Raw genomic sequence first — 26145 nt, 5'->3', positions numbered from 1 at the left:
CCGTACCTACTGGCGCGGGCACTGCTCGGTCTGGCCGGTGCCGCCGCCGCACCGGGCGACCGGGCGACGGTCACCGCCTCGATCAGGGAGGCCACCGCCATCGCCGACGACCTGGGGGCGGTACTGCTGCGGGAGCAGGCGGCGACCCTGGCCCGGCGGGTCGGACTGACCGGCACCGGACGGGACGGGCCGGACCTGCTCACCGGCCGGGAGCGGGAGGTGCTGCGACTGGTGGCCGAGGGACACAGCAACAGCCGGATCGCCGAGCAGCTCTTCATCTCGCCGAAGACGGCCAGCGTCCACGTGTCCCGGATCATCGCCAAGTTGGACGTCACCAACCGGGTCGAGGCGGCGGCGGTCGCACACCGCCTCGGTCTGATCGACGCGCCCGAGGGGACCGGACGGACCGCCTGATCGGCGAGAGCAGCGAGCCGGCGGGTGCCCACCCGCATGCCGGCGGCGCTCACTCACCGTACGGCCCAGGACCTCACCGCAGGCCGGCGGCGGTCACCGTACGGCCTTCTTCGGCAGGACCGGGGCGGCCCGGCCGGTGCCGTGTTCGCCCGCGCCCTGCTGGCCGGGGCGCTTCTCCTCGTGGTACTCCTCCTCGACGTTGACCTGCCAGACGTCGTGACCGGTCCCGTCGAGGATGTTCTCCACGGTGAGCATGGCGGTGAGCATCGAGTGGTCCTGGTTGTTGTAGCGGTGCATGCCGTTACGTCCGACCGGGTGCACGTTCGGCACCGCCTCCGCCAGCCAGCGCCGGATGGTGTCGACCGAGTCCTCGTAGCCCTCGTCGTAGACCGGGTACGCCTTGGGCATCCGGACCACGAAGCCGGCACTCACCGCGCCCGGCCGGACCAGGCTGAGCTGCTCGAGTTCTCGGGTGCCGAGGGCGATCAGATCCTCGTCGGTGGAATCCCACAGGTCGTCACCCTCGTTGACGAAGAACTCCAACCCCAGGCAGGTGTAGCCGTCCTGCACCAGGTACGGCGACCACGAGCCGAAGTTCTGGATCCGGCCGACCCTGACCCCGGGCGTGTGTACGTAGATCCAGTTGTCGGGGAAGCCGGCCTCCTGCGGGACGACCAGCGCCACGGTGAGGAAGTCGCGGTAGCGCAACTGGTCGGCGGCGGCGCGGACCCGCTCCGGTGCGGGCGGGTCCATGGCCTGGACGAGCTGCGACAACGGCATGGTCGACACGACGTGGTCGGCCTCGACACGGCGTTCCCCGTCGACGTCCGCCACGGTCACCGCGACCGCCCGCCCGTCCGCCCGGTGGACGGTCTTCGCCCAGGTGTTCATGGTGACGACTCCGCCGGCCTTGGCGACCTTCTCCGTGCACCGTTCCCACATCATGCCCGGCCCGTACTTGGGGTATTGGAACTCCTCGATCAGGCTGGTGATGTCCTTCTGGTTGCGCTTCGGCATCAGGGCGTTGACCACCGCGTTGAACAGCGAGAGGTTCTTGATCCGCTGGGCCGCCCAGGTGGCCTGCAATTCGTTGGCCGGAATACCCCACAGCTTTTCGCTGTAGGTCTTGAAGAAGATCGAATAGAGTCGCTTGCCGAACCGCGCGGTCACCCAGCCCTCGAAGTGGCTCTGGTCCTTGGGCGGCCGGATCTGCGCCCACAGGTAGGAGCCGACACACCGGACCGCCTCGACGATGCCCAGGTTGCCCAGCGCGTTGCCGGCCTTCAGCGGGTAGTCGAAGAACTTCTCGCGGTAGTGGATCCGGCTCATCCGGGGCCGCAACAGAAAGTCCTCGTCCGGCAGGATCTCGTGCCACAACGCCTCGACCTGGGAAACCTTGGTGAAGAAGCGGTGCCCGCCGATGTCGAACCGCCAGCCGTTCCGCTCGACGGTACGACTGATCCCCCCGACCACATCGTCGGCTTCGAAGACCTGGACCGTGGCGTTGCGCTTGGTGAGCTCGTACGCTGCGGTCAGACCAGCCGGTCCGGCGCCGATGACAACGGTGTGGGGGGATATCGTCATGCTTTAATTCATCACCTTCGAGGTAATGTCGGCAACACCTTGCCGCACCGCCAGCGTCAGACGGGCGGAATTTAGCACGGGTACCACCCTGATGGGCGATTCGCCGCTGTCAGTGCCCGGTGTCGACGCTGGTGATGCTCCCGGCGGGATCGCGGTGATGTTCCCGGCGGGATGAGTGGACGACAGGCGGCTGCCCCCTATCGGGAGGTCGCCACCCCCGCCGCCTCACGGGCGTCGATCGCCTGCCGGTAGAGCCGGCCCGCCCGGTACGACGAACGCACCAGCGGTCCGCTCATCACGCCAGCGAAACCGATCTGCTCGGCCTCCTCGCGCAACTCCACGAACTCCTCCGGCTTGACCCAGCGCTCCACCGGGTGGTGCCGGGGAGTGGGGCGCAGGTACTGCGTGATGGTGATCAACTCGCAGCCGGCGTCGTGCAGGTCCCGTAGCGCCTGCGAGATCTCACTGCGCTCCTCGCCCATGCCGAGGATCAGGTTGGACTTGGTGACCAGCCCGGCCGCGCGGGCCTGGGTGATCACGTCGAGCGAGCGCTCGTAGCGGAACGCGGGGCGGATCCGCTTGAAGATGCGGGGCACGGTCTCCACGTTGTGGGCGAGCACCTCGGGCCGGGCGGCGAACACCTCGGCCAACTGCGCGGGGTCGCCGTTGAAGTCGGGGATCAGCAACTCCACCCCACAGCCCGGCTGCAGTGCGTGGATCTGGCGTACCGTCTCGGCGTAGAGCCAGGCCCCGCCGTCCGGCAGGTCGTCGCGGGCCACGCCGGTGACGGTCGCGTAGCGCAGGCCCATCGTGGCGACCGACTCACCGACCCGGCGCGGCTCGTCGGCGTCGAACTCGGCGGGCTTGCCGGTGTCGATCTGGCAGAAGTCGCACCGGCGGGTGCACTGGTCACCACCGATGAGGAAGGTCGCCTCCCGGTCCTCCCAGCACTCGTAGATGTTGGGGCAGCCGGCCTCCTGGCAGACCGTGTGCAGACCCTCCCGGGACACCAGGCCGCGCATTTCGGTGAACTCGGGCCCCATCTTGGCCTTGACCTTGATCCACGGCGGTTTGCGCTCGATCGGTGTCTCGGCGTTGCGCGCCTCGATCCGCAGCAGTCGTCGACCCTCGGGAGCAATCGTCACAGTGCCGAGCGTACGCCTGACGGCGCTGGTCGATGAACAGAGGCGACACGGCTCACCCTGCTGCCGGTCGTGACACCGCTCACGTCCCGCCACACCACCATCACCGGTTGGGTTCCGGCTCCGCCAGGTTTGCGGGCATCGGATCGGCCGTATGCCAGTTCGGTGCCGGCTGCCGACCGAGATGGTCCCGCAGTACGGTCACGACCGGGTTCCACGGTCGCCCCGTCGGGCCGGTGAAGACCAGGGTCCGGCGCACCACCGGGTCGAGCGGCACCATGGTGAGGTTGGGGGTGAGCAGCGGTCTGCCCAGGGAAGGCAGGATCGTCACACCGACGTGGTCGGCGACCATGCCGAGTAGTGCACGCAACTCGCGTACCCGGTGTGCGGGCCGGAAGTTGCGGTCCGCCTCGCGACAGATTCGCATCACGTCGCCGTAGCATCCCCCGGTCGAGACGACCACCGGGTCGTCGAGCAGGTCGTGGATGGAGATGGCCGGCTCGCCCGCGTACGGATGGTCCTTGTGGACCACGGCCTCGTAGGCGTCCCGCATCACCACCACACCCCCGTCCGGCCACGGGTCGGGGTTGATCAGCACTGCGGCGTCCACGATGTCCTCCTCCAGCCAGGGCACCATCTCGCTGTCGTCCGCCTCGAAGACCTTCACGGTGATCTCCGGCAGGTACTCCCGCCAACTGGCGACCCATCCGGGGACCATCGAGTGGCAGGCGGTCGCGGGCGCGGCCAGTCGGACGACCTCGGTGTAGCGGTCGACATGGTTCTCGGCCACGACCGCCATCGCATGCAGTGAGGACAGGATGGTCCGTGCGTGCGGTAGCAGCTGGTGACCCAGCAGGGCCGGTATCACGTCGGGGTGGCGGCGGAGCACCGGAGCGCCGAGGATGCGTTCCAGGCTGGTCACCGCGTGCGAGACAGCGGGCTGGGTGGCCCGCAGTGCAGTCGCCGCGCGCCCGAACCCTCGGCAGTCGACAGCGGCGACGAAGGCCCTCAGTTGGGCCACCGTGATCTTCAGGGCGTCACCGGCCGGCTGCGCTCCCTGGTGTCGATCACTGGACCGCCCGCTCGCCCGTGCTCCGTCCGGCATGTTTCCCCCTCACCGTTCGGGGCGTCTCGCCGGTCTCGCACTGCGAGTGGAGCTCGGGCCGATCGGCAGGCAGAGGCAACCGGACAACCCGTTCCACCAGGTGTCCTTCGACCTCGTGAACAGCCGCATGAAGACCCGAAAACAGCCCACGAACCTTCTTCAGCCCTGATCATCGACGATAAAGACCGCTCATGGGTCCATGAGTCGATCTAATTTGCGGACCGCATGATTCTTCCGCGAACGTTGAAGCACGTCAATGACCACTCGTGGGAACTCGGGTACCCACGGTGAGAAAGCCACGTTCAACGGGGGAAGTCGATGTCCAAAGCTGTCGGGCTGCGTTCGGTATCGCGCTCGGGTCTCGCCGTGCTTGCCGCCTACGTGGCGCTCTCCCTGACCTGGGGGTCGAGCTTCTTCTCCATAAAGATCGCCGTCAACGGCCTCTCGCCGCAGCAACTGGTGCTCGGCCGACTCGTCCTCGGTGCCGTCACCCTCAACCTCATACTGCTGGTGACCCGACGCCGCTGGCCCCGCGACCTCACCCTCGTCCGGCACCTCGCCGTCGTCGGTTTCCTGCTCTGCGTACTGCCGCTGCTGCTCTTCGCCTGGGCGGCCCAGCACATCCCCTCCGGCCTGTCCAGCATCTACAACGCGACCACGCCGCTGATGACGATGGCGATCGGAGTCGCGGTGCTGCCCGCCGAGAAGATGGGACCGCTACGATCCGCCGGCATCCTCGTCGGTGCCGTCGGCATCCTGATCGTGCTGGCGCCCTGGCAGTTGCTGCAGCAGCTGAACGAACTGTCCGGCACCGGCCTGGCCCAGTTGGCCTGCCTCGTCGGAACGGCCAGCTACGGGCTCGCCTTCACCTACCTACGCCGCTTCGTCACCGGCAGGTACGACTGTGACGCCGCGACCGTCGCCGCCGTCCAGGTCACGCTCTCGGCCGGGATGATGCTGGTCGTCTCCCCGTTCTTCATCGCCACGCCGATGCGCTTCGACACCGGCATCGTGCTCAGCCTGGTGGTGCTGGGCGTCCTCGCCAGCGGCATCGCCTACATCTGGAACACCCTCATCGTGAACCGGTGGGGTGCCACCCCGGCTTCCACCGTCACCTACGTCTCACCTCTCGTCGGGGTCGCGCTGGGCATCATCGCGCTCGACGAGAGCCTGTCGTGGAACCAGCCGGTCGGTGCGGTGATCGTCATCGCGGGGATCATGCTCAGCCAGGGGCTCATCGGCGGTGCCAGCGAGAAGAAGGCGCCCGCAGCGGACCGCCCCCTCGACCGGTCCATCCGCTAGACCGAACCCCCTCCTTCCCACGAGTGCAGCGCCGCACTCGTGCCACACCCTGCCCGAATCTCAGTAAGGAGAGCACGCATGACCACTGTGCCCACGGATCTCGGCACCCTCGAAGAACTCCTCACCAAGCAGATCGAAGAGGAGACGGGCCACGAGGACGTCACCCTCGCCGGAAAGCTGAACGAACTCGACATGGACTCGCTGACCTTCTCCGAGGTCCTGATGAACCTGGAGCGGCAGTTGGGCGTCGAGTTGGACCTGGTCGAGACCTTCGAGATCAACCGGGACACGACCGTCGCCGACCTGCTACGCGCCATCTCCGACAAGCTCTGAACCGGTAGCAAACGGAAAGGTTTGACCATGACCGTCGACACCAGGACCACGGCGCTGCAAGACCTGTACCAGGAGTGGGAGCGGACGGGCGTCTCGCCGTTCTTCCCAGTGATCGAATCCAACGACGGCAACCTCGTCGCCACCGACCGGTATCCCGCGCTGACCATGTTCGGCTCCTGTGACTACCTGGGGTTGTCCCAGAACCCCGTACTCAAGGAGGCCGCGATCGACGCGGTCCGGCGGTACGGCACCAACACGTACGGAGCACAACTGCTCTGCGGGCACACCCGGCTGCACCACGACGTCGAGGCCACGCTCCGGGCGATGTCACCGCTGGACTCCGCCATCCTCTTCCCCTCCGGCATGGCGGCGAACCTGGCCGTGATCACCGCCATGGCCTCGAAGGACGACGTCATCATCAACGACCGAACCGACCATGTCTCGATCTTCATGGGCAGTCAGCTCTCCGGAGCCGAGGTGCGTACCTTCCCGCACAACAACATGGCCAAACTGGAGAGTCTGCTGCAACGGTCGGACGACAAACGCCGGCGCATCGTCATCGTCGACGGTCTCTACAGCGCCGACGGTGACTTCGCACCGCTGGACCAGATCGCCGCCCTGGCCGACCGGTACGACGCGCGGATCGTCGTGGACGAGGCGCACTCCTTCGGCGTGGTCGGCCCGAACGGCCTGGGTGTCGCCGAGTACTACGGTGTGCTGGATCGGGTCGACGCGGTGGTCGCGACGATGAGCAAGGCGCTCGGCAGCACCGGCGGGTTCGTGCTGACCAACGCCGAACTCGAACGTCAACTGCGTTACATGGCCCCGTCGTACACGAGTTCGCGCGGCTCGGCCCCGGCGGCGGCCGGGGCGACCCTCGCCTCGCTGCGGCTGCTGGCGGAATCCGGTGCGGACCTGCGTCGCCGCCTCGACGCCAACGTCCAACTGGTGCTCACCGGGTTGCGTGCCGCCGGCGTGGACCTGATGAACACCCGCAGCCACATCGTCCCGGTGCTGGTCCGCGACGAGGACAAGACGGTGGCCGTCGCCAACTGGCTGATGGAGCGCGGCGTCTTCACCGCCACCTTCGTCTACCCGCACGTACCGCAGAACACCGGACGACTCCGGATCGGTATCACCGCCGGCCACACCACCGAGGAATGTGAACGCCTCGTCGCGCTGATCGTCGAGGCCAGCCGGGAGTTCAGCTTCTAGAGCGACGACAGAACGGGGAGTTCTAGAGCGACGACAGAACGGGGGAGCAAGATGCGTAGAGCCGCGGTCCTGTCCGGCCTCGGTGCCTGGGTGCCGCCGGGCACCCTCACGAACGAGACCATTGCCGCTGAACTCGACACCTCCGACGAGTGGATCAGGACTCGTACCGGAATCGGCCGGCGTCACATCATCAGCGCGGGAATGTGCACCAGTGACCTCGCCGTCGAGGCGGGCCGCCGGGCGCTGGCGAGCGCGGGGGTGAGCACGGTCGACTATCTGCTGCTTGCCACCACCACCCCGGACCGGCTCTGCCCGGCCACCGGACCGGAGGTGGCCACCCGGTTGGGACTCGGCACCATTCCCGCCTTCGACCTGTCTGCGGTCTGCTCCGGTTTCCTGTACGGGTTGCAGATGGGGCGGGCGCTGGTGCTGTCCGGCTTGGCGGAGAGTGTGCTGGTGGTGGGGGCGGAGAGCTTCAGCACCCTGGTGGATCCGGAGGACCGGAACACCCGCCCGATCTTCGGTGACGGGGCGGGTGCCGTGGTGCTCCGAGCCGGGGACCCCGACGAGCCCGGGGCGGTACGGGCGGTGAACCTCCACAGTGACGGGGCGCTCGCCGAGCTGATCACCGTTGCCGGTGGTGGAGCCCGCGCGCGGGCCGCCGGTGACGACCGACCGGCCCATATCCGGATGCGGGGACGCTCGACCTTCGTGGCGGCGGTCTCGCACATGGAGGCGGTGACCCGACAGACCGTGGACGAGGTGGGGTGGCACCTGTCCGACGTCGACCGCGTCGTCGGGCATCAGGCCAACGTCCGGATCTTACAGTCGTTGGTGAAGCATCTCGGCCTGCCGGAGTCGGCGGCGATCGTGCACCTGCACGCCGTGGGGAACACCGCGGCGGCGTCCATACCCCTGGCGCTGCACCACGGCGTGACGACCGGTCGGCTCGGCGTGGGGCATCGGGTGGTGACCCCCGCCTTCGGGGCGGGTGCCACCTGGGGTGCGGCGGCGCTGGTCTGGCCCGATGTCAAGGTGCTGCCCGACTGACCTGGCCGGTCGCGGCGGGACCGGCCCGGGTACGGCCGGTGGTACGGCCGATGAGGCACTGACGGCGGCATGGCTCACATCGCGGAAGTCGACGTGGTACGGCTGACGTCGCGGAAGTCGACCCGTACCTGCCCGGCCACCGGTGTACCGACCGTCGCTACCGAGATCACCACCTCCGTCGCCGGCTGGGTGACCACCCGGTACGACCATGAGGTGAGCACGATCCCCGGCGAGCTGCCGGGCTGGGGGAGTGCTGCGGGCTGGTTGGCGGCGGGCGGCAACGGCATGAGCCGGCGCAGCCCGCCGTCCCGCAGCCCTCGACCGTACGCCTTGCCGGTCGCCTCCTTCTGCGTCCAGAGCAGGAGGAAGTCGTCCGGGTGGCGGGCCACCCAGGCGGCCTCCTGCGGCGCGAACCATCGGGCGGCCAACTCGACCGATGGCAGGTCGCGTACCTGCTCGACATCGACCCCGATGGGCCCCTCGGCCGTCACGGCGACGACCGCGATCCCGTGCGAGTGGCTGATCGACACCTCCAGCCCCGCGCCGGCACCGGTCAGGACGGGACGGCCGTCCGGTTCGCGGTCGACGCCGACCTCGGCCAGGGGCGCGTCGGCGAGGCGCGCCGCAGCCTGCCGGGCCAGGGTGTGGGCATCCTGCGTCACGCTCAACAATACATCGATCATCATCGAAGTCCATCACGGTGGGTGTCCGTCCCGCCACCCCGGATCGACCTCGCGACGAGGCTCACTATCGGGCAGTAGTCGGCCCGGCCAGCAAACGTCGGGAACCTGATCGTTCACGGATTGCCGTGCCGGCCGTTGCTAGCATCTTGCGCACTTGTCGATGACGGTCAACGGGAGAGGCGCGGCAGATGAGGCAACGGACGTTGGCCGCGATCACCATGGCGGCCTTTGCCGTCGTTGGTCTGAGCGCCTGCGGCGGCTCATCCGGCGATGACGTCGCGGCACCACCGACGACCGAGGCCGGTCTCGGAACGCGTGAGTCCGCGCCACCCACCGTCGAGGCCACCGCGCCAGCCGCGACACCGTCCGTGGGGACCACGAAGAAGCCGTCCACCAGCCGGCCCGTCGGCAAGCCATTGAGCTGTGCGTCGATCGCCGACGCCGAGGTGGAGAACGCGGCGGTCCAACTGGAGGACTACCCGTTCGACTCGATTCGGCTTGCCGGCGGCCTCTGGTCGGCCGAGGACGGCACCCAGATCGAGCTGCAGGACCAGTGCGGCCTCGGTGACCTCAACGGGGACGGGGTGTCCGACGCGATTGGCGTAATCAAGATCAACACCGGCGGCACGGGAAACTTCTTCACCGTCGTTGCGTGGACCAGTGACGCCGGTCGTCCCAGGCTCGTCGCCACCAAGGCGTTGGGTGACCGGACCCCGGTCCAGTCCATCCGGATCAACAGTTCGACCCGGCAGGCGACCGTGGTCTACCTGACCCGGACGCCGGACGCTCCGACGGCGGTGGTGAACGTCCGGCGTACCGCGATCATGCGGATCAGTGGCAGCCGGCTGGTTGAGGTGAGCCACACCGACGAGCCCTACCACGCCTGATCATCGACGGGCCCTATTCGGTTTCGGCGTCGGTGGTTCGCTGCTACCGTGGCTGGCAACAGCGATGACGGAGCCGAGTAGCGCGCCGCACCGCCAGCACAGAGAGCCACCGGTAGCTGTGAAGGTGGCCTGGCACCGGCCCGTGAAGACCCTCCCGAGCTGCGGGAAGAACGGCGTTTCGGCGCTGACTAGACCCCGCCGGCCGGCCCCCGTGATCGGGCGACGAATGAGGTGCCCGGCCGACGGCCGGACACGAAGGTGCGGTGGTACCGCGAGGACCCGCTCGCCCGCACCTCCCGGGATCGCGTTGCGATTCGACGAGGAGGTACGCCCCATGCAACGCATCCTTTCCAAGACCCTGCCCGAACATGTCGGCGAGACGGTGACGCTGGCTGGCTGGGTGCACCGTCGCCGGCTGCTCAAGTCGGTGGCGTTCCTGATCCTGCGGGACGCCGGCGGGCTGGCCCAGGTGGTGGTCACCGACCCGTACACCCGGACCCGGCTCGCCACGTTGACCGAGGAGACCGTCGTCGAGATCGTCGGTACGGTCGTCGCCAATCCCGCCGCGCCCGCCGGTGTCGAGGTGACCGAGCCCACCGTACGGTTGCTCGGTGAGCCGGCCGTGCCACCACCGTTCGACCTGTACCGCCCGGCGTTGACGGCGGCCCTGCCGACGCAGCTCGACCACGCGTCGGTGGCCCTGCGTCATCGCACCCGCAGCGCCGCCCTGCGGATCTCGGCTGCGGCGGTCGCCGGCTTCCGGGCCACCCTCGACGGGCTCGGCTTCACCGAGATCCACACTCCGAAGATCGTGGCCTCGGCGACGGAGAGCGGGGCGAACGTCTTCGCCATCGACTACTTCGGCACGCCGGCCTTCCTGGCCCAGTCACCCCAGTTCTACAAGCAGCTGATGGTCGGGGTGCTCGAACGGGTCTACGAGGTCGGACCGGTGTTCCGGGCGGAACCACACGACACCACCCGACATCTGGCCCAGTACACCTCCCTCGACGTCGAGTTCGGCTTCGGCACCGACCACCGCGACGTGATGGCGATGCTGCGCGAGGTGCTGGCCGGGATGCTGGCCACGGTGGCGAAGCGGACCGCACCCGAGTTGGCCACGCTCGGCGTCGAGTTGCCGACCGTACCGGCCCGGATTCCGGCCGTGCACTTCACCGAGGCACTGGCCATCGCCGGTGCGGCACCCGACGAGCCGGACCTCGCGCCGGCCGACGAGCGGGCACTGGGGGAGTGGGCCCGGGCCGAGCACGGTTCGGACTTCCTGTTCGTCACCGGATACCCGATGGTCAAACGGCCGTTCTACACCCATCCGGACCCGGACCGGCCGGCGTACTCCAACGGCTTCGACCTGCTGTTCCGGGGCGTGGAGCTGGTCACCGGCGGCCAGCGGCTGCACCGGCACGCTGACTACCTGGCGGCGCTGGCCGCCCGGGGCGAGCCGGTGGAGCCGTACGCGTCGTACGTGGATGCGTTCCGGCACGGGATGCCGCCGCACGGCGGGTTCGCCATCGGGCTGGAACGCTTCGTCGCCCGGCTCACCGGTGCAGCCAACGTCCGTGAGGTGACCGCCTTCCCCCGCGACCTGCACCGCCTGACCCCCTGATGACGAAAGGAGGGGCCCTTCTTGTCGTGCCTGTTCGAGAAGGGCCTCTCCTAACCGGAGAGCCGGTTGGCCTCGCTGTCCCCGTCGGTGCCGGCCGGGTCGTCGACGGTCAGGTGGGCCCGGCACAACCGGGGCTCGACGAAGGGCTCGAGCCGGTCGGCGGTGACCGGTGCCCGGAGCTCGGCCAGCACCCCCTGCATCAGCCCGAGGTGTACGGCGCAGACGACCTCCCGGCTGTGCTCGGCGATCTCCCGGAACGGGCAGTGCCGCAGCAGTATCTGTGGCTGCGTTCCGGCCGGAACCACTGCCGGGTTGAACCCGATATCGGTGAGCACCGAGGTCAGCCTGTCGACGGCGTCGTCACTCGTGATCCGCTGGAACGGGGCGGGACGTTCGGTGAGGTAGTGCCCCCACGCCCGCCCGGCCTCGACTGCGGTGCCCGACGGATCGGGCGTGGCCCGGGCCGCGATCACGGTGAGGATCTCGGCCAGCAGTCGGTAGCTGCGGGCGCCGGTGCCCGGGTCGACCGCCACGGCGCGGTAGACCACCCTCGGGCGGCCGGGCTGCTCACGGTTTTCGGCCTCGCGTTCGGCCAGGCCGGCCTCGACGAGCCCGTCCAGGTGGAACCGGGCCGTGTTGAGGTGTAGTCCGGTACGTTCGGCGATCTCCTGTACGCCCAGTGGTGCCTGCGCTGCCCGAAGCAGGTCGAGGACCTGTGTACGGCGCTCGCCAAGGGGTGTCCCGGTACGCTTGTCGACCCACTGCCCCCTGTCCATGAGGGCATTTTACTCCAGAGCTGTTGGTATAAACTACCGTCGATCGATTCAAGTCGGTCGAGCGCGCAGGTGTTCGGGGTGCGCGGTGTTCGCGGTACGGAACGGCGCTGTCGACGACCAGCCGGGCATAGCCTGATGCCTGCCGACCCGGGCCGGGGTCGGCAGGCATCAGGACGAAGGGGGTGGTGGGGCCACCGGGTGGGAGTCAGCTGGGTGGGGGGATCGACATCCGGCGTAGGCGCCGGGCCAACCGGCCGAGCAGCAGGCAGTGCGGGACTGCGACCGCCACCAGGACAGCGATCTCCACCGGCCGGTGGTGACGGACCAGTTCCGCCACCAGCAGTACGACCGCGACGGCCGAGACCGACAGCGAGAGCACCCGGTGGAACCGGCCCACCTCCGAATGCGGCCAGTCGTCCGGTTCGGCCGGCTGCGGCGCATCGGGCACCGCGCGGCGGTAGCCGGCGAACACCCGGGACGCCCACGCGCTGGTCGACTGCCGCCCGTACGCCTCCAGCGCCCCCACTACGGCGAGTAGCACCAGGGCGTACCCGGCGGCGAAGCCTGCCTCGCCGCTCACGGTGCGGTCCGCTGGGCGGGGTGGGCCTTCGGGGGCGTGTCGGCCAGGCCGCCGGACCCACCGCCGTCCCGGTCGGAGCTGCCGTCGGTGTCGGCACCGACGAGGTGGTCGGTGTCCGGGCCGTTGCCGTCCTCCTCGACGACCTCGGTGAACAGCAGGACCTGTGCCGGCTCCTCGGGCGACCGCGTCTGCTTGCTCCGGTATCGGACGCCCTGCCAGGTCATCCACAGCAGGGGCAGCACCCCGCCGGCGATGAACACCACGTCACCGGGCAGCCGCATCCACTCCAGGAACACGTTCGTGCCGCCCTGCAGATAGCCGAGGCTGCGGGCGTCGGCATACCCGGCTTCGAGCACCTCGTACAGCTGCAGCGCCCCGGCGGGCAGCAGCGTGGCGAACGACATCCACGCCAGGCCCAGGTTGAGCGACCAGAAGGAGATCGCCGCCAGCCGGTCCGACCAGCGTTCCTCGGGGATGAAGTAGCGCAGCGCGAACATGGCGAAGCCGACGGCCAGCATGCCGTACACGCCCATCATCGCGGCGTGTGCGTGGTTGGCGGTCAGCCCGGTGCCCATCTCGTAGTACGAGACGATCGGCAGGTTGATCAGGAAGCCGAACACGCCGGCACCGAGGAAGTTCCAGAACCCGACCGCGGCCAGGAACATCACCGCCCAGCGATGCGGGAACGGCGTCTTCGACGGGCTGTGCCGCCGGGCACCGAGCTGCAGGAAGCTCCACGCCTCGACGGTCAGGAAGAGCAGCGGCACCACCTCGAGGGCCGAGAAGACGGAACCGAGGGCGAGGTGCTCGGCCGGCTCACCCGAGAAGTACAGGTGGTGCATGGTGCCGATGACGCCGCCGGCGCCGTACAGGACGATGTCCAGGTAGATCACTGCCAGGGCCACCCGCTCGCGTACGACGCCGAGCAGCACGAACAGGTAGGCGACCGTGGCCGTGGTGAACAACTCCATGAAGTCCTCGACCCACAGGTGCACCACGATGAACCGCCAGAAGTCGGCGGTGACGAAGCTGGAGTCGGTACGGGCCAGCAGCCCCACGGCGTAGAACGCGGGCAGGGCGAGGGCGGCGAGGAAGAACAGCCACGGCATGTTGGCCATGTGCTCGGTGCGCAGGCGCTTGCGCAGCCCACGGAACAGGATCCCCACCCAGATGACCATGCCGAGGGTGAGTAGCACCTGCCAGACCCGGCCGAGGTCGAGGTACTCCCAGCCCTGGTTGCCGAAGTAGCTCCACAGCGGCCCCAGCCAACCGCGCATGCCGGCGAACTCGCCGAGCAGGCTGCCGACGACGACCACGACGAGCGCGCCGAGCAGCAGCCGGGTCAGCAGCGCCTGCCGGCGGGGCTCCCAGCCCCGGCTGATCAGCGGTGCCAGGAAGATGGCGATCGCGAGGAAGGAGGCGACCACCCAGAAGATCGACAGCTGGACGTGCCAGGTGCGGGTCAGGTTGTACGGCAACCATTCGTCGAGCGGGAAACCGAAGAACGACTGCAGGTCCGCCCGGTAGTGCTGGGTGGCCGAACCGAGCAGGGTCTGGGCCAGGAACAGCCCGGACATGATGAGGAAGAACCAGGCGGTGGCCCGCTGCCCCGGGGTCAGTTGTACGTCACGGGGTGAGTGGAAGCGCAGTTGTCGCTGGTCGCGGCCGTGCCAGCCGAGGAAGTTCCAGCGGCCGAAGGCGGCGAAGAGCGCGCCGACACCGACCAACAGGAAGATCAACGAAAGTGCGCTCCACAGTACGGTGTGCCCGGTCGGCTCGTTGTCGACCAGTGGCTCCGACGGCCAGTTGTTGGTGTAGGAGTACGTCTCGCCGGGGCGCAGGGCCGCAGCCGTCCAGGCCGACCAGCCGAAGTACGCCGTCAGGTCGTGGATCTCCGCCGGATCGGTGATTGCGTTGGGGCGTAGCCCCTGCTTGCCTTCGGGGGAGCCGAGCAACTCGGCGTAGTGGGCGGTCAACTGGTTGAACGCCAACGCCTGTGCGTCGCTCCACGGCAGTGTGCCGGTGGCGTCGTCGTACCGGTTGGTTCGGAAGTCCTCGACGGTACGGGCGTGTCCGGCCTCGGGACCGCCGTACTGGTCCTGCACGATCGTGGCGGCGCGGTGTAGGTAGTCCGCGGTGAAGTCGGGCCCCAGGTAGGCACCGTGGCCGTAGATGGAGCCGTACTGCATGAGGCCGTTGCGCAGGAACGTCTCCTGTCCCTGCCGGATGTCCTCGCCGGTGAACAGGACCTTCCCGTCCGCGGTGACCACCTGCTCGGGGATCGGCGGCTGAGCCTGGTAGGTGCGGATGGCCAGGAATCCGAGGACGAAGAAGCCACCGAGCGTGACCAGGATCGCCGCCTGCACCCAACCTCGGCCGATGATGCGCGGTCGCTTGGTGCCGGGGGGCTCGGCCGGTGGTGTGGCTTGGTCCGGGGAATTCCGGGGTGGCGGTGGGGTGGCCGATTTCGCCATACGTCCTCCTCGGCGTGCGCCGGGCTGCGGGTGCTGTTCGCGCGGCCCGGATGTCAGCAGGGCAGCCGTAGACTACGATGGATTGTAGTAATAACAAACCGGCTTGTGACAACCCTCATTTTTCGATCGGTTGGCGAGTCGGTGGCAGGGTGGTGGCGGCCGGCTGTTAGCTGGCGAAATGCCAGGCAGGGGGAGAAGTGTCCGGTGTGGGTGGCGGCCATTGGGTCCCGTGGCGGCGTGATGGTCTCGGCTTGTTTTCACGAGACTTCTTCGTGTAAACAATGATCGAAGGGCCGACCCTGGCCGCCGTACCAGCACCACCCGGTTGCCAGTCCCCGGTCGACGGGCACCGGAGGGAATCGAGGAGATCCGCCATGGCCAATGAGGACCGACAGCTCGACGTCCGTACCGAGGTTCCCGCGAGGCGTCACGACCTGATCTTCAGCACCTACGCCGCACTGCGACTGGGGGAGGCGTTCGTGCTCGTCAACGACCACGATCCGAAGCCGCTCTACTACCAGTTCGCGGCCGAGCACGCGGGACAGTTCAGCTGGGACTACCTGGAGGCGGGGCCGAGCACCTGGCGGGTACGGATCGGACGTCCTGTCGCCAGCGATTGACATCCTCTCTCCGCCCCGAAGGGCGGGGATTCCCTTCCACGCCGTGTGTGGAACACGCGGCGTCCGGGTGGACGGGAAGAACCGGTCCACCCGGGCGAACGGCCCGTACCGGGCGGCCTTGTACTCCACCATGCCGGTGAAGCTGGCCCACCCCGCATCGTCAGGCTGGAGGTGCGACCTTGGCGCCTGCCGGACTCGGGGTCGATCGGGCAGTCCCGCGAGAATGCGAGGCGCCCAGCCAGCTCACTCCGGCTTAGGCCCCGGTCCTCGCGGGCCGCCCTGACGACCACCGCGACGTCCTTCAGCTTGCGCAGGGCAAGCGCGGGCATCATCCACCTCCGCCGTCAGAACATCCGCGCATGGCACCCTGCGCGGATGTTCCACAACGTACGGACTGGGGTGTTCCCTCCCCGTCCTGGTCAGCTTGCGGCGGCGGGTTCCTGTAGCCGGGACAGGGGCGGCATCGCGGTGGCACCGCCCCTGGTTTCGCAGGCCAGCGAGCCCGCGCGGACGGCGAACGCGACGACGCTGCGCCACTGCTCCTCGGTTGCCGGTAGGCCACCGGTGAGAAGGGCGAAGTTCAGCGCCGCCATGGTCGCGTCCCCGGCGCCGGTTGCGTCGATCGCGTCGACGGGCGGGGGAGTAACCGAGAACTCGGCGCCGTCGACGAAACCGAGCGCGCCCCGCGCGCCGAGGGTCACCACCACGGCTCCCGCGCCGAGGCTGAGCAGGTGCTTCGCTGCGGCGGTGGCGTCGAGGCCGAAGAGTAGTCGCGCGTCCGGCTCGCTGAGCTTTACGAGGTCGGCGGTGGACGCGAACCACTCGACGGTCGCCCGCAGCGCCGTGGGGTCGTCGAGCAGGTCGGGCCGTACGTTCGGGTCGATGGTGCGCAACGGACCCGGGGTCGCCCACGCGGCCTTCGCCGCGGCCAGGGTCGTCGGCTGCAGCAGGGCGATCGACCCGCAGTAGAGCGTCCCGGCCCCGGCGATCACATCGAGGTCCACCGGGTCGAGCAACCCGTACGAGGGTGGGTTGCCGTAGAAGGCGAACTCCGGCTCCGCCCCATGCAGGCTCGTCACCGCGAGTGTGGTCGGCACGTCGACGCTGACGCAGCCGGTGTGATCGACACCCTGCTCGGTGAGCAGGGCGCGGATCCGGTCGCCGAACGCGTCGGAGCCCAGCGAACCGACGAACCTGGCCTCGGCTCCGAGCCGCGCGATCCCGCAGGCCACATTGAGGGGCGCGCCGCCGACCATCGGCCGGAAGACCCGCTCGCCGGCAACCTCGACCTCGAAGAGATCGACCAGTGCCTCACCCAGAACCACCGCGTACGGCATCACCGCAGGTCTCCGATCAGCGCGTCCGCGCCACCGTGTTCGAGCAGGTCGGTCGCGTGTGGGAAGGCCATGACTGGCCGCAACTCGAGCACAGCGCTTGCGAGCCGTTTCCTCGTCAGCCCATTCACCTTCGGGTCTGCTGTCATTGTGACTCCGCTCTTTGCTGACGTGGCGTCTTGCCGTAGGTCCGGAGGAACTGCCGGTTGAAGTTGGACAGATTTGAGTAGCCGACGATCGTCGCAATCGTCGTGATCGGCTTGTCGGTGCTCTTCAGCAGGTGACAGGCCTGTGTCAGACGCAACTGGCGCACCATGTCGGTGAACTTCTGGCCGCTGCGCGCCTTGAAGTATCGAGAGAACGCCGAGTCGCTCATCGTCGCGATCCTGGCGGCGTCGTGGAGTCGCACGCCGGTGGCGAGGTTCTCGAATATGTAGTCGATCGCGCGGCTCATGGGTTCGGATGGACCTCCGTCGTCGAACTGGGGCACCCAGGCTCGTACGACGGGCGTCGCGTCCTCGAGTGACGCCTCGGCGAGGATTCGCAGGAGGTCCAGGGCCCGGACAACACGCTCCGCGCCCTCGGCGGCGTCTCGGATCGCGAGGAGTGCCTCCGTGGCGCGGGTGCGGGCCGCGCCGTGGAACTCCATCCCCCGGCCGGAGCGCCGCAGGAGGGAGTCGAGCACCCGCAGCTCCGGCATCGCCGCCTGGCATGCCCTTATCCAGCCGTCGGTGAAGTGGAGTACGGCGTGGGCGTCCGTCAGGTGCTCGTCGGGTTCCCGGTCGGCGATCCAGGAGTGCGGCAGGTTCGGGCCGATCAGCATGAGCTGACCGGGATCGTAGGAACTGATGACGTCGCCGAGGATGAAGCGGCCCGATGACCTGAGGATCAGATGCACCTCGTACTCGGGGTGGTAGTTCCACGAGGCGAACGGGTGGGGCTCGTCGTGCACGTAGAACCGAAACGACGAGGTGCCGTCCAGCGTGATTACTTCGCGGGACGCGGGACGACGGAGCTTCGCCTTGGCGATGGTTGCGGTGCTATTTTCGGACATTTGGCCCATTCCATCCGGTGCCCTGGTCCCATCTGGCACGACGGACCCGATCTGACCGCCGATGCCCGCAAGAAAGTATCAGAACTCGGTTTGCGAAGTCGTACCCTGGCCGGCCCGCCCGCTGGAGAGTGGTGCCCAGCCCGAGAAACGAGGACCGGGACCAGGGTCGAAAGCCCTGGTAGTGCGAGGGACTGAAGGCGGAGCCGTGGGAACGAGCGCGACGATGCGCCAGGTGCGGGTGGCGGGACTGAACGACGTGACGGTCGTCGACTCGCCCGTCCCGGACGTCGGACCAGAGCAGGTGCGAGTGGCGGTGACCTATGCGGGCATCTGCGGCTCGGACACGCATGCCATCGCGGGTCATCACCCGTTCCTGCACCCGCCGTACCTGCCCGGGCATGAGCTGTGCGGCGTCGTCGACCGCGTCGGCGCGGGGGCGGACCCGTCCCTCGTCGGCCAGCGGGTCGTCGTCAGGCCGAACGTCGAGTGCGGCGAGTGCGTCAACTGCCGGGCTGGCCGCATCAACGCCTGCCAGCAGCTTGCCTGGATCGGGTGTGACTCCTCGGGCAAGCTTGCCGGTGGCATGGCCGCCTACATCGTCGCCCCCGGGCGCAACATCATTCCGGTGCCCGACGGAGTCTCGGACCTCGACGCCGCGCTGGTCGAGTGCCTCGCCACGCCCGTGCACGCGGCCCGGATCGCCGGCGACCTGCACGGCGCGAACGTCACCGTTCTCGGCGCCGGCACGGTCGGGATGCTCTGCGTCGTCGCGGCCCGTGCGGCGGGCGCCGCCACCATCGTCGTCACCGACCTCGAGCCCGCCAAGCGCGAGCGAGCGCTGAAGCTCGGCGCCGACGCGGCCGTGGACGCCGCCGATCCGCAGTTCGCCACGGCGGTCCGCCGGGCGTACGACGGCGGGCACGCGGACGTGGTGTTCGACTGCGTCGCCACGGAGGCGTCGATCCGTCAGGCATTCGACGTGCTGCGGCGTGCGGGGACGCTGCTCGTCGTCGGTGTGCCGCCGCGGGTGGGAAACGTGCCGCTGCCGGAGGTGCAGGACTGGGAAATGCGCATCCAGGGCTGCGCCAACTACACCGCTGTGGACATGCAGACCGCGATCGCGATTGCTGCGGCCGGGGGACTTCCCAGCGAACAGATCGTCAGCACCGTTTTTCCGGTCGAGGAGGCCGCCGCGGCCTTTGCGGCTGCGGCCAACGGCAGCGTGGGCAAGATTCTCGTGACACCGCGTAGTGGACTCGCGACGCACCGGGGGTAGGGGGTGGCCGCCGTCACCGTGTTGGACACCGTGACGGCGGCACTCAACGGCAACCAGACGGTCCCGGGATCGCTCCATAACCGGAGAGGCTAGACGCATGACATCGCTGTCATGACCGGGCCCCCCGACGTGCCGGCCTCGAGTCAAGGCAATATCTCAGTTCAGCATCAGTGCTTTTGCTGCGGCATGCGGTCGGCTACTGTTCCGGCCGTGACACCGTTGTCAATCCAGCGCTCAGGTCCAGTCACGACGACCGGGGTTGCGCGGGCGACGAGACCCGGGGTCAGGGACGTCCGGCGGGTTCGGGATCGGTCCGGATTTCGAGGAAGAGGTGGTGAGTAGTGCTCGGCTACGTGATCCGGCGTCTGGTGCTCGCCGTCTTCGTGCTCTGGGGCGTGGCCACCGCGGTCTTCGTCATCGTCCGGCTCGTCCCGGCTGACCCGGCCCTGCTCATCGCCGGCTCTGACGCGTCCCCCGAGCAGCTCGCCGCGCTGCGCCAGAAACTGGGGCTCGACGAGTCGATACTCGTGCAGTACGGGAAGTTCCTCGGCGGCGCCGCGACCGGCGACTTCGGCGACTCGTTCCAGCAGCGGGTCCCGGCGATGGACCTGATCGTGCAGGTGCTGCCCAACACCGCCCTCCTCGCCGTCCTGGCCTGCGTCCTCGCCCTGGTGCTCAGCTTCCCCCTCGGGCTGCTGGCCTCGCTGCGGGTGAACGGTCCGGTCGACCGGACCGTGACCACCGGGTCGCTGTTCACCCAGGCGCTGCCCAACTTCTGGATCGGCGTCGTACTGCTGCTGGTCTTCTCGCGGGAGCTGAAGTGGCTGCCCAGCGTCGGCCTCGACAACTGGAAGAACCTGATCCTGCCCACGATCGTGCTGGCGCTGCCGTTCGTCTCGGTGCTGACCCGGATGATCCGCAACGGTCTGCTCGAGGTGATGGGCGAGGGCTACATCCAGACGGCGCGGGCGAAGGGCTTGTCGGAACGGATCGTGATCTTCCCGCATGCCATCCGGAACGCCGCGATCCCCGTTGTCACGATCGTGGGCCTGCAGTTCGGCACGCTGCTCGGCGGTGCGGCCGTCACCGAGACCGTCTTCACGTTCCCGGGCATCGGCCGGCTGCTCGTCACGTCCCTGCAGGAGCGGGACTACAACGTCGCGCAGGCCTGTGTCCTCGTGATCGCAGCCGTCTTTGTGTTCATCAACCTCGTAGTGGACCTGACCTACGGGTTCCTCGACCCACGAGTGAGGCTCGCAAAGTGACCGCCACCGCACCCGCCCCCGCCGTCAACGCGACGATGCGGCGCGCCCGCCGGGCCCGCCGGGGCGTCACCGTCCGCATCGTCGTGCCGTTGGTCGTCATCGGCCTGATCGTCGTCGGTGCCATCGTGGTTCCGCTCCTCTACCAGTACGACCCTCTGCAGGCAGACCTCCTGTCCCGGCTGAAGCCGCCGGGGACGGTGACGTCGGCGGGCGGCACCGCGATCCTGGGCACCGACCAGATCGGCTCGGACCTCTTCGCGCAGATCATGGCCGGCGCCCGTGTCTCGCTCCTCGTCGGTGTGGCGACGCTCGTCATCTCGGGCGTCATCGGGGTTCTGCTGGGGTTGCTGGCCGGACACTTCGGTGGCTGGCTCGACGCGGCGCTCATGCGCATCGCGGACATCCAGCTCGCGTTCCCGTCCATCCTGCTGGCGATCCTCGTCGCCTCGGTGCTCGGCCAGGGCGTCGGGAACATCATCATCGTGCTGTCGATCTCGAACTGGGTCGTGTTCGCCCGGGTGGCCCGCAGCCAGGTCCTCGGGCTGAAGAACCGGGAGTACGTCGAGGCGGCCCGCACCCTGGGTGCCGGCAACTGGCACCTGATGTTCCGTACGCTGCTGCCGGGTTGCATGGCGCCCGTCATCGTGGTGGCGACCACCCAGTTCGCCCAGGTGATCCTCACCGAGGCGTCGCTGTCGTTCCTCGGTGTGGGCGTGCCGCTCGGCACTCCGAGCCTGGGCAGCACGATCTACAACGGCACGCAGTACCTCTCGACCGCCTGGTGGATCTCGACCCTTCCCGGCATCGTGCTGGTCATCCTCATGCTGGCCTTCGGGATCCTCGGCGACGCCCTGCGAGACAAGTTCGACCCCAGGCTGCGGAGCGCATGATGACGAAGACCCAACCGGGCAGCGCCCCGTCCGCCGCGCCCACGGACGCGCCCCTGCTGAGCGTGCAGGACCTGACGGTGGAGTTCTCCACCGCGGCGGGTGTGGCCCGCGCACTTCACAACGTCAGCTTCGAGGTCCGGGCCGGCGAGACGCTCGCCGTCCTCGGCGAGTCCGGCTGCGGCAAGTCGACCATCGCCCAGTCGATCATGGCGCTGCTGCCGAAGCCGGCCGGCTCGATCGTCGGTGGCAGGATCCTCTACGGCGGACGCGACCTGGCTGCCGAGCGCGTCCCTGCGGTGCGCGAACTGTGCGGTACGGAGATCGCCATGATCTTCCAGGACCCGCTGAGCTCGCTGAACCCGGTGTTCCGCGTGGGCGCCCAACTCGCGGAGCCGTTCCGGCGCCGCCTCGGGATGGGTCGCCGGGAGGCCTGGGCGAAGAGCCTGGAACTGCTCAAGCGCGTCGGCATCCCCGATGCCGAGACCCGGATCCGCGACTACCCACATCAGTTCTCCGGGGGCCAGCGGCAACGGATCATGATTGCGATGGCGATCGCGCTCGGGCCGAAGCTGCTCATTGCGGACGAGCCGACGACGGCGCTGGACGTCACCGTCCAGAAGCAGGTCCTGTCGCTCCTCGCCGACCTCCAGGCGGAGACCGGCATGGCGATGATCCTGATCAGCCACGACCTCGGAGTGGTCGCCGACGTGGCCACCCGCGCGGCCATCATGTACGCCGGTCGGATCGTGGAGACCGGCACGGTGCGGGACATGTACGACCACCCGGCGCACCCGTACACCAAGGGTTTGCTCGAGTCGATCCCGAGCCAGACGAGCATCGGGGGACGGCTGAAGCCCATCGTCGGGTCACCACCGAACCTCCTGGACCTGCCGAGCGGTTGCGCCTTCAACCCGCGGTGCCCGTTCGCGGCTGACCTGTGCCGGGAGCAGGTGCCGGTACTGCGCACACCGACGACGTGGCCAGCCGGCCACGAGGCCGCGTGCCACGTTTCCGAGGAGGTGCTGACTCATGGCTGAGACCGAGTCCGCCCCGCTGCTGCGCGTAGCGCACCTGAAGGTCGCCTACCCGATCCGGTCGTCGCTGCTACAGCGTCAGATCGGTGCGAACGTCGCCGTCAGCGACGTGACCTTCGACATCAACCCGGGCGAGACGGTCGGGCTCGTCGGCGAGTCAGGCTCCGGCAAGTCGACGGTCGCGCGCGCGGTGATCGGCCTGGTGAAGCCGGACGACGGCGTGATCGAGTTCGAAGGACGGAACATCACCGGCTACTCGCGAAAGCAGCTGAAGTCCGTCCGACGTGACATGCAGATGGTCTTCCAGGACCCGTACGCCTCGCTGAACCCCCGGCTGACGGTCCGCGACCTGATCGCCGAGGGATGGCGGGTGCACCGCGACATCGTGCCGCGCGACCAGTGGACGGCCGAGGTCAAGAAGCTGATGGATCGCGTCGGTCTCAACCCCGACTACTCGGATCGCTATCCCCACCAGTTCTCCGGCGGCCAGCGACAGCGCATCGGGATCGCCCGAGCGCTCGCCCTGCGGCCCAAAGTGATCATCTGCGACGAGCCGGTCTCCGCGCTCGACGTGTCCGTCCAGGCGCAGGTGCTGAACCTGCTCGACGACCTGCAGGAAGAACTCGGACTGGCCTACCTCTTCATCTCGCACGACCTGTCCGTCGTCGAGCACCTCTGCGACCGCGTACTCGTCCTGCACCACGGCCACGTCGTGGAACAGGGTAATGCGCGCGAGATCTTCGAACATCCCCAACACGAATACACCAGAGCACTACTGGCCGCCGTGCCAGTCGTGCGCCCATGGCTGGAGCGGGCCCACCAAGGCCGTCACCCCACCGGCGAACCCCCAGCCCAGGTCGGTCAGAAGTAAAGGCATATTCACTAAGGAGAAGCAATGGTGCGCTCCCGCAAGGGATTGGCGGGGCTCGCTGCGGCGGCCACCGCCCTCGCCCTGGTACTTGCCGGATGCAGCAGCGGCGACGGCAGCGGTGACGCTACGCCCGGCGCGCGGCTGCCGGACGACCAGCAGAACCTGACCTACGTCCTGAACTACGGATGTACGAGCCTCGACCCCACCGAGAACTTCGACAACTGTCGAATGCAGATGAGCACCAACGTGTTCGACACGCTGGTGACGCTCGACAGCAAGTCACAGCCCCAGCCGAAGCTGGCGAGTTCCTGGACGTGGACGGACCCGACCACGCTGCAGTTCAAGCTCCGTACGGGGGTGACCTTCAGCGACGGCACGCCGTTCACCTCCGCCGACGTCAAGGCCACCTTCGACCGCTACATCGCCATGAAGTCGGTGCTCGCCACGCAGTTGGCGGTCGTCTCGTCCTACACCGCGGACGACCCGACGACCTTCACCATTCGCACCAGTGCTCCGACCGGCACGCTGCTGGGCGTCCTCTCGATGATCTTCATCGGCCAGGAGGGGCGCGCCAGCGAAGACAGCTACTGGGCCAAGCCGATCGGCACCGGGCCGTTCGTCATCAGCGACTTCGTCGCGAACGACCACATCACGCTGACCCGGAACGACACCTACTGGGGCACCAAGGCGAACCTCAAGACGCTGACGTTCAAGGTGGTCACCGACACGAATGCGAGGATCACGGCGCTGGCGAACGGTGGGGCGCAGGTGGTCGCCGGCGTGACCAACGACCAGATCCCGACGGTGCGCGAGATGTCGGACGTGACCTTCTCGCAGATCCCCAGCTACACGTACACGTTCCTGTGGTTCCAGAACAACCGCGCCCCGTTCAACGACGTCAGGGTGCGTAAGGCCCTCTGGCAGGCGCTCGACCTGGAGAAGATCGTCACGGCGCTCCTGGGCGAGACGGCGGACACGATGACCGCGCTCTGCCCGTCCGCGGCCTTCGGCTGCGTGTCGCCCACGAACGCTCCGAAGCACGACCCGGAGAACGCGAAGAAGCTGCTGGCCGAGGCGGGCTACCCGAACGGGTTCAGCACCACCATCGACTACAGCGTCGCGAACACGGGCTACGACCAGATCATCGCGGCGATGATCTCCGACTGGAAGGCCATCGGCGTCACCGTCGCCCCGAAGTCGGACGACCAGGCGACCTTCCTGAAGAACATCGCCAGCCCCGGCGACTTCGACATGATCGTGAACTCGAACCTGACCACCACCGGTGACGCGGACTTCACCCTGAACCGCCTGTACCCGTGCAGCGCGAAGCGCCTCGGCTACTGCAACTCGGAACTGGACGCGCTGCTGGCCAAGGCCCGCGGGACGACCGATCTGGAGCAGCGCAAGCCGCTGTACCAGCAGATCGCCAACATCCTGGCCGAGGACGTGCCCGGCATCGGGCTGTTCGAGAACAACATCAACGTGGCGGCCAAGAAGACGGTGCAGGGCCTGAACCTCACACCGACGGAGAACTACGACTGGAGCACGGTCTACCTGACCAAGTAGTCCGACCGGTGGGCGTGGGGACGAGCAGACCCGCCACCGTCCCCACGCCCACCCGGCCGCAGTCTCCAACTGTCCCGCAGTCAGATCCTGAACGTGGAGCCTCTCGATGCAGAAATTTCTCAGCTACGACCGCGGCCTCGAGCGCTTCAACCCGCTCGCTCGCGTCATCACGTACGACGACTTCGACACGGGGTTCAACGGCTGGTTGGACCTGACGCCGAACTACGTCTACGACAACTACGAGTCGTTCCCCAGTGTCGTGGACCTTTCGAGTTGGGCACCGAACCAGCTCAGCTCAGGGGCGATGCGGTTCGCCTCGTCGCATGGCTCGATGGAGGGCACCTACTCCCTCAAGCTCACGACGGCGCCGACCGGACGGCCACACACCGAACCGCCGGCACCGGGCTCGATGGGGCACGCCATCAAGCGGCTCTCGAGTTTCGGTAACCCGAAGCTGATCCAGATCGAGGCCTGGTACTCGTACACGCCCGTACAGGACCGCGAGGGCAAGGGGGAGGAGGACATCCGCGCGATCGGCTTCTTCTTCGACGTGCAGGATCCCGAGTACCGGTACATGCCGGGCGTGCGTTACGTGAACTCGCTCGGCGGCGAGCTCGTCAAGAAGTGGCAGTTCTACCAGGTAGGCCCGAACGTGACGCCAGAGGACTGGAACTTCGGTGTCGCCGACGGCTGGTGCGTTCCGGGCATCGACAACCAGTGGTACGGCCGGAGGTTCGCCGACGGCTCCGCCGACGGGTACCAGTGGGTGCCGGGGGGCGAGCAGGACCTGCTCTACAACGAGAGCCCCGACAAGATCAACTGGCTCTACCTGCGGTTGACGGTGGACGTCGAGAAGCGCGAGTACGTCGAACTGCAGAGCATGGACAAGGTCTTCGACCTTCGCGGAATCTCGCCCACCCTCGTGCCGGGCTACCACTCGATCGACAACCTCATCAACCCTGTCTTCTTCGTCGAGACCGACACGAACCGCTCCGTCAATCTCTACATCGACTCCGTCGTGTACTCGACCGAGTGATGCAGGGTCCGGACCGTCACCTCTGAGAGACAG

General features: G+C 68.2%; 25 protein-coding genes. 15 read left to right on the top strand and 10 right to left on the bottom strand.

From position 1 onward, the window contains the following. The coding region (locus ACFQ4H_RS27395; RefSeq protein ID WP_377576067.1) for a helix-turn-helix domain-containing protein at nucleotides 1-414 on the top strand (414 nt) is incomplete at its 5' end. A gap of 93 nt (nucleotides 415-507) precedes the next feature. Here the strand turns inward: ACFQ4H_RS27395 and ACFQ4H_RS27390 are convergent. The 3 genes from ACFQ4H_RS27390 to ACFQ4H_RS27380 all read right to left on the bottom strand — a co-directional run bounded on the left by ACFQ4H_RS27390 (nucleotide 508) and on the right by ACFQ4H_RS27380 (nucleotide 4245). After that, nucleotides 508-1998 carry an NAD(P)/FAD-dependent oxidoreductase gene (locus ACFQ4H_RS27390; protein ID WP_377576064.1) on the bottom strand — a complete coding sequence of 497 codons (1491 nt, stop codon included), beginning with the start codon at nucleotides 1996-1998 and terminating at the stop codon, nucleotides 508-510. Nucleotides 1999-2195: 197 nt separating this feature from the next. Continuing rightward, complete coding sequence (gene lipA / locus ACFQ4H_RS27385) at nucleotides 2196-3143, bottom strand: lipoyl synthase (RefSeq protein WP_377576061.1); 948 nt, start codon at nucleotides 3141-3143, stop codon at nucleotides 2196-2198. 100 nt (nucleotides 3144-3243) lie between these two features. Next, the gene (locus ACFQ4H_RS27380; RefSeq protein WP_377576058.1) at nucleotides 3244-4245 is read right to left on the bottom strand and encodes a LysR family transcriptional regulator; all 1002 of its coding nucleotides are present in this window, start codon (nucleotides 4243-4245) and stop codon (nucleotides 3244-3246) included. A 318-nt stretch (nucleotides 4246-4563) separates the two neighbouring features. Here ACFQ4H_RS27380 and ACFQ4H_RS27375 point away from each other — a divergent pair, with 318 nt between their 5' ends. From ACFQ4H_RS27375 to ACFQ4H_RS27360, 4 genes are all read left to right on the top strand, one after another. Continuing rightward, on the top strand, nucleotides 4564-5547 hold the full coding sequence (locus tag ACFQ4H_RS27375) for a DMT family transporter (RefSeq protein WP_377576055.1): 984 nt from the start codon (nucleotides 4564-4566) through the stop codon (nucleotides 5545-5547). 78 nt (nucleotides 5548-5625) lie between these two features. After that, a complete protein-coding gene (locus tag ACFQ4H_RS27370; protein ID WP_377576053.1) occupies nucleotides 5626-5880 on the top strand; it encodes an acyl carrier protein in 255 nt (84 codons plus the stop codon). A 27-nt stretch (nucleotides 5881-5907) separates the two neighbouring features. Further along, on the top strand, nucleotides 5908-7095 hold the full coding sequence (locus ACFQ4H_RS27365; RefSeq protein ID WP_377576050.1) for an aminotransferase class I/II-fold pyridoxal phosphate-dependent enzyme: 1188 nt from the start codon (nucleotides 5908-5910) through the stop codon (nucleotides 7093-7095). 51 nt (nucleotides 7096-7146) lie between these two features. Then, complete coding sequence (locus tag ACFQ4H_RS27360) at nucleotides 7147-8145, top strand: beta-ketoacyl-ACP synthase 3 (protein WP_377576047.1); 999 nt, start codon at nucleotides 7147-7149, stop codon at nucleotides 8143-8145. A 74-nt stretch (nucleotides 8146-8219) separates the two neighbouring features. Here ACFQ4H_RS27360 and ACFQ4H_RS27355 read toward each other — a convergent pair whose 3' ends face one another. After that, complete coding sequence (locus ACFQ4H_RS27355) at nucleotides 8220-8828, bottom strand: 4'-phosphopantetheinyl transferase family protein (RefSeq protein WP_377576045.1); 609 nt, start codon at nucleotides 8826-8828, stop codon at nucleotides 8220-8222. A gap of 188 nt (nucleotides 8829-9016) precedes the next feature. Here ACFQ4H_RS27355 and ACFQ4H_RS27350 point away from each other — a divergent pair, with 188 nt between their 5' ends. Both ACFQ4H_RS27350 and aspS read left to right on the top strand, forming a co-directional pair. Then, nucleotides 9017-9715, top strand: coding sequence for a hypothetical protein (locus ACFQ4H_RS27350; RefSeq protein WP_377576043.1), 699 nt, complete (start codon nucleotides 9017-9019; stop codon nucleotides 9713-9715). Nucleotides 9716-10049: 334 nt separating this feature from the next. Beyond that, nucleotides 10050-11336, top strand: a complete 1287-nt coding sequence (gene aspS, locus ACFQ4H_RS27345) for an aspartate--tRNA(Asn) ligase (protein ID WP_377576040.1) — start codon at nucleotides 10050-10052, stop codon at nucleotides 11334-11336. A gap of 50 nt (nucleotides 11337-11386) precedes the next feature. Here the strand turns inward: aspS and ACFQ4H_RS27340 are convergent, their stop codons facing one another. The 3 genes from ACFQ4H_RS27340 to ACFQ4H_RS27330 form a co-directional block, all read right to left on the bottom strand. After that, nucleotides 11387-12112, bottom strand: a complete 726-nt coding sequence (locus ACFQ4H_RS27340; protein WP_377576037.1) for a helix-turn-helix transcriptional regulator — start codon at nucleotides 12110-12112, stop codon at nucleotides 11387-11389. A gap of 205 nt (nucleotides 12113-12317) precedes the next feature. Then, the gene (locus ACFQ4H_RS27335; RefSeq protein WP_377576035.1) at nucleotides 12318-12692 is read right to left on the bottom strand and encodes a hypothetical protein; all 375 of its coding nucleotides are present in this window, start codon (nucleotides 12690-12692) and stop codon (nucleotides 12318-12320) included. Then, complete coding sequence (locus tag ACFQ4H_RS27330) at nucleotides 12689-15166, bottom strand: nitric-oxide reductase large subunit (RefSeq protein ID WP_377576032.1); 2478 nt, start codon at nucleotides 15164-15166, stop codon at nucleotides 12689-12691. Before ACFQ4H_RS27330 ends, ACFQ4H_RS27335 begins: the two co-directional genes overlap by 4 nt. A 374-nt stretch (nucleotides 15167-15540) precedes the next feature. On the opposite strand from ACFQ4H_RS27330, the gene ACFQ4H_RS27325 reads away from it, so the two are divergent. Beyond that, nucleotides 15541-15786 (top strand): DUF2249 domain-containing protein, encoded by a 246-nt coding sequence (locus tag ACFQ4H_RS27325; RefSeq protein ID WP_377576029.1) that lies wholly within the window; start codon nucleotides 15541-15543, stop codon nucleotides 15784-15786. Between the two features lie 419 nt (nucleotides 15787-16205). On the opposite strand, the gene ACFQ4H_RS27320 is transcribed toward ACFQ4H_RS27325, so the two are convergent. Genes ACFQ4H_RS27320 through ACFQ4H_RS27310 form a run of 3 tightly spaced genes read right to left on the bottom strand, consistent with a single transcriptional unit; the run spans nucleotide 16206 to nucleotide 18174 of the window. Further along, on the bottom strand, nucleotides 16206-17123 hold the full coding sequence (locus ACFQ4H_RS27320; protein ID WP_377576070.1) for a carbohydrate kinase family protein: 918 nt from the start codon (nucleotides 17121-17123) through the stop codon (nucleotides 16206-16208). Beyond that, a complete protein-coding gene (locus ACFQ4H_RS27315; protein ID WP_377576026.1) occupies nucleotides 17123-17269 on the bottom strand; it encodes a hypothetical protein in 147 nt (48 codons plus the stop codon). The genes ACFQ4H_RS27320 and ACFQ4H_RS27315 overlap by 1 nt, the downstream gene beginning before the upstream one ends. After that, nucleotides 17266-18174 carry an AraC family transcriptional regulator gene (locus tag ACFQ4H_RS27310; RefSeq protein WP_377576023.1) on the bottom strand — a complete coding sequence of 303 codons (909 nt, stop codon included), beginning with the start codon at nucleotides 18172-18174 and terminating at the stop codon, nucleotides 17266-17268. Before ACFQ4H_RS27310 ends, ACFQ4H_RS27315 begins: the two co-directional genes overlap by 4 nt. A 205-nt stretch (nucleotides 18175-18379) precedes the next feature. Between ACFQ4H_RS27310 and ACFQ4H_RS27305 the strand changes: the two genes are divergently transcribed. The 7 genes from ACFQ4H_RS27305 to ACFQ4H_RS27275 all read left to right on the top strand — a co-directional run bounded on the left by ACFQ4H_RS27305 (nucleotide 18380) and on the right by ACFQ4H_RS27275 (nucleotide 26112). Next, the gene (locus ACFQ4H_RS27305; protein WP_377576021.1) at nucleotides 18380-19450 is read left to right on the top strand and encodes a zinc-dependent alcohol dehydrogenase; all 1071 of its coding nucleotides are present in this window, start codon (nucleotides 18380-18382) and stop codon (nucleotides 19448-19450) included. Between the two features lie 341 nt (nucleotides 19451-19791). Further along, nucleotides 19792-20715, top strand: coding sequence for an ABC transporter permease (locus ACFQ4H_RS27300; protein WP_357704010.1), 924 nt, complete (start codon nucleotides 19792-19794; stop codon nucleotides 20713-20715). After that, the gene (locus ACFQ4H_RS27295) at nucleotides 20712-21605 is read left to right on the top strand and encodes an ABC transporter permease (protein ID WP_377576018.1); all 894 of its coding nucleotides are present in this window, start codon (nucleotides 20712-20714) and stop codon (nucleotides 21603-21605) included. Before ACFQ4H_RS27300 ends, ACFQ4H_RS27295 begins: the two co-directional genes overlap by 4 nt. After that, a complete protein-coding gene (locus ACFQ4H_RS27290; RefSeq protein ID WP_377576016.1) occupies nucleotides 21602-22642 on the top strand; it encodes an ABC transporter ATP-binding protein in 1041 nt (346 codons plus the stop codon). Before ACFQ4H_RS27295 ends, ACFQ4H_RS27290 begins: the two co-directional genes overlap by 4 nt. Beyond that, entirely contained in the window at nucleotides 22635-23510 is an 876-nt protein-coding gene (locus ACFQ4H_RS27285) for an ABC transporter ATP-binding protein (protein ID WP_377576013.1), read from the top strand. Before ACFQ4H_RS27290 ends, ACFQ4H_RS27285 begins: the two co-directional genes overlap by 8 nt. A 24-nt stretch (nucleotides 23511-23534) precedes the next feature. Continuing rightward, nucleotides 23535-25076: an ABC transporter substrate-binding protein gene (locus ACFQ4H_RS27280; RefSeq protein WP_377576010.1), complete on the top strand. Its 1542-nt coding sequence runs from the start codon at nucleotides 23535-23537 to the stop codon at nucleotides 25074-25076. Nucleotides 25077-25182: 106 nt separating this feature from the next. Continuing rightward, entirely contained in the window at nucleotides 25183-26112 is a 930-nt protein-coding gene (locus ACFQ4H_RS27275; protein ID WP_377576008.1) for a DUF6772 family protein, read from the top strand. Nucleotides 26113-26145: the final 33 nt, after the last annotated feature.

The sequence above is a fragment of the Micromonospora sonneratiae genome (assembly GCF_042679305.1).
In the GTDB taxonomy this organism is placed as follows: Bacteria; Actinomycetota; Actinomycetes; order Mycobacteriales; family Micromonosporaceae; genus Micromonospora_H; species Micromonospora_H sonneratiae.
Note: the sequence above shows the minus strand (reverse complement) of the source record. Positions and strands in the feature narration are given on the sequence as shown.

Coding starts and splice junctions, on each gene's coding strand:
- ACFQ4H_RS27330 (WP_377576032.1), bottom strand. CDS start 15,166: ATGGCGAAATCGGCCACCCCACCGCCACCCCGGAATTCCCCGGACCAA.
- ACFQ4H_RS27365 (WP_377576050.1), top strand. CDS start 5,908: ATGACCGTCGACACCAGGACCACGGCGCTGCAAGACCTGTACCAGGAG.
- ACFQ4H_RS27285 (WP_377576013.1), top strand. CDS start 22,635: ATGGCTGAGACCGAGTCCGCCCCGCTGCTGCGCGTAGCGCACCTGAAG.
- ACFQ4H_RS27370 (WP_377576053.1), top strand. CDS start 5,626: ATGACCACTGTGCCCACGGATCTCGGCACCCTCGAAGAACTCCTCACC.
- ACFQ4H_RS27310 (WP_377576023.1), bottom strand. CDS start 18,174: ATGTCCGAAAATAGCACCGCAACCATCGCCAAGGCGAAGCTCCGTCGT.
- ACFQ4H_RS27390 (WP_377576064.1), bottom strand. CDS start 1,998: ATGACGATATCCCCCCACACCGTTGTCATCGGCGCCGGACCGGCTGGT.
- ACFQ4H_RS27325 (WP_377576029.1), top strand. CDS start 15,541: ATGGCCAATGAGGACCGACAGCTCGACGTCCGTACCGAGGTTCCCGCG.
- ACFQ4H_RS27380 (WP_377576058.1), bottom strand. CDS start 4,245: ATGCCGGACGGAGCACGGGCGAGCGGGCGGTCCAGTGATCGACACCAG.
- ACFQ4H_RS27375 (WP_377576055.1), top strand. CDS start 4,564: ATGTCCAAAGCTGTCGGGCTGCGTTCGGTATCGCGCTCGGGTCTCGCC.
- ACFQ4H_RS27290 (WP_377576016.1), top strand. CDS start 21,602: ATGATGACGAAGACCCAACCGGGCAGCGCCCCGTCCGCCGCGCCCACG.
- ACFQ4H_RS27360 (WP_377576047.1), top strand. CDS start 7,147: ATGCGTAGAGCCGCGGTCCTGTCCGGCCTCGGTGCCTGGGTGCCGCCG.
- ACFQ4H_RS27350 (WP_377576043.1), top strand. CDS start 9,017: ATGAGGCAACGGACGTTGGCCGCGATCACCATGGCGGCCTTTGCCGTC.
- ACFQ4H_RS27320 (WP_377576070.1), bottom strand. CDS start 17,123: ATGCCGTACGCGGTGGTTCTGGGTGAGGCACTGGTCGATCTCTTCGAG.
- ACFQ4H_RS27355 (WP_377576045.1), bottom strand. CDS start 8,828: ATGATCGATGTATTGTTGAGCGTGACGCAGGATGCCCACACCCTGGCC.
- ACFQ4H_RS27275 (WP_377576008.1), top strand. CDS start 25,183: ATGCAGAAATTTCTCAGCTACGACCGCGGCCTCGAGCGCTTCAACCCG.
- ACFQ4H_RS27340 (WP_377576037.1), bottom strand. CDS start 12,112: ATGGACAGGGGGCAGTGGGTCGACAAGCGTACCGGGACACCCCTTGGC.
- ACFQ4H_RS27280 (WP_377576010.1), top strand. CDS start 23,535: ATGGTGCGCTCCCGCAAGGGATTGGCGGGGCTCGCTGCGGCGGCCACC.
- ACFQ4H_RS27315 (WP_377576026.1), bottom strand. CDS start 17,269: ATGACAGCAGACCCGAAGGTGAATGGGCTGACGAGGAAACGGCTCGCA.
- aspS (WP_377576040.1), top strand. CDS start 10,050: ATGCAACGCATCCTTTCCAAGACCCTGCCCGAACATGTCGGCGAGACG.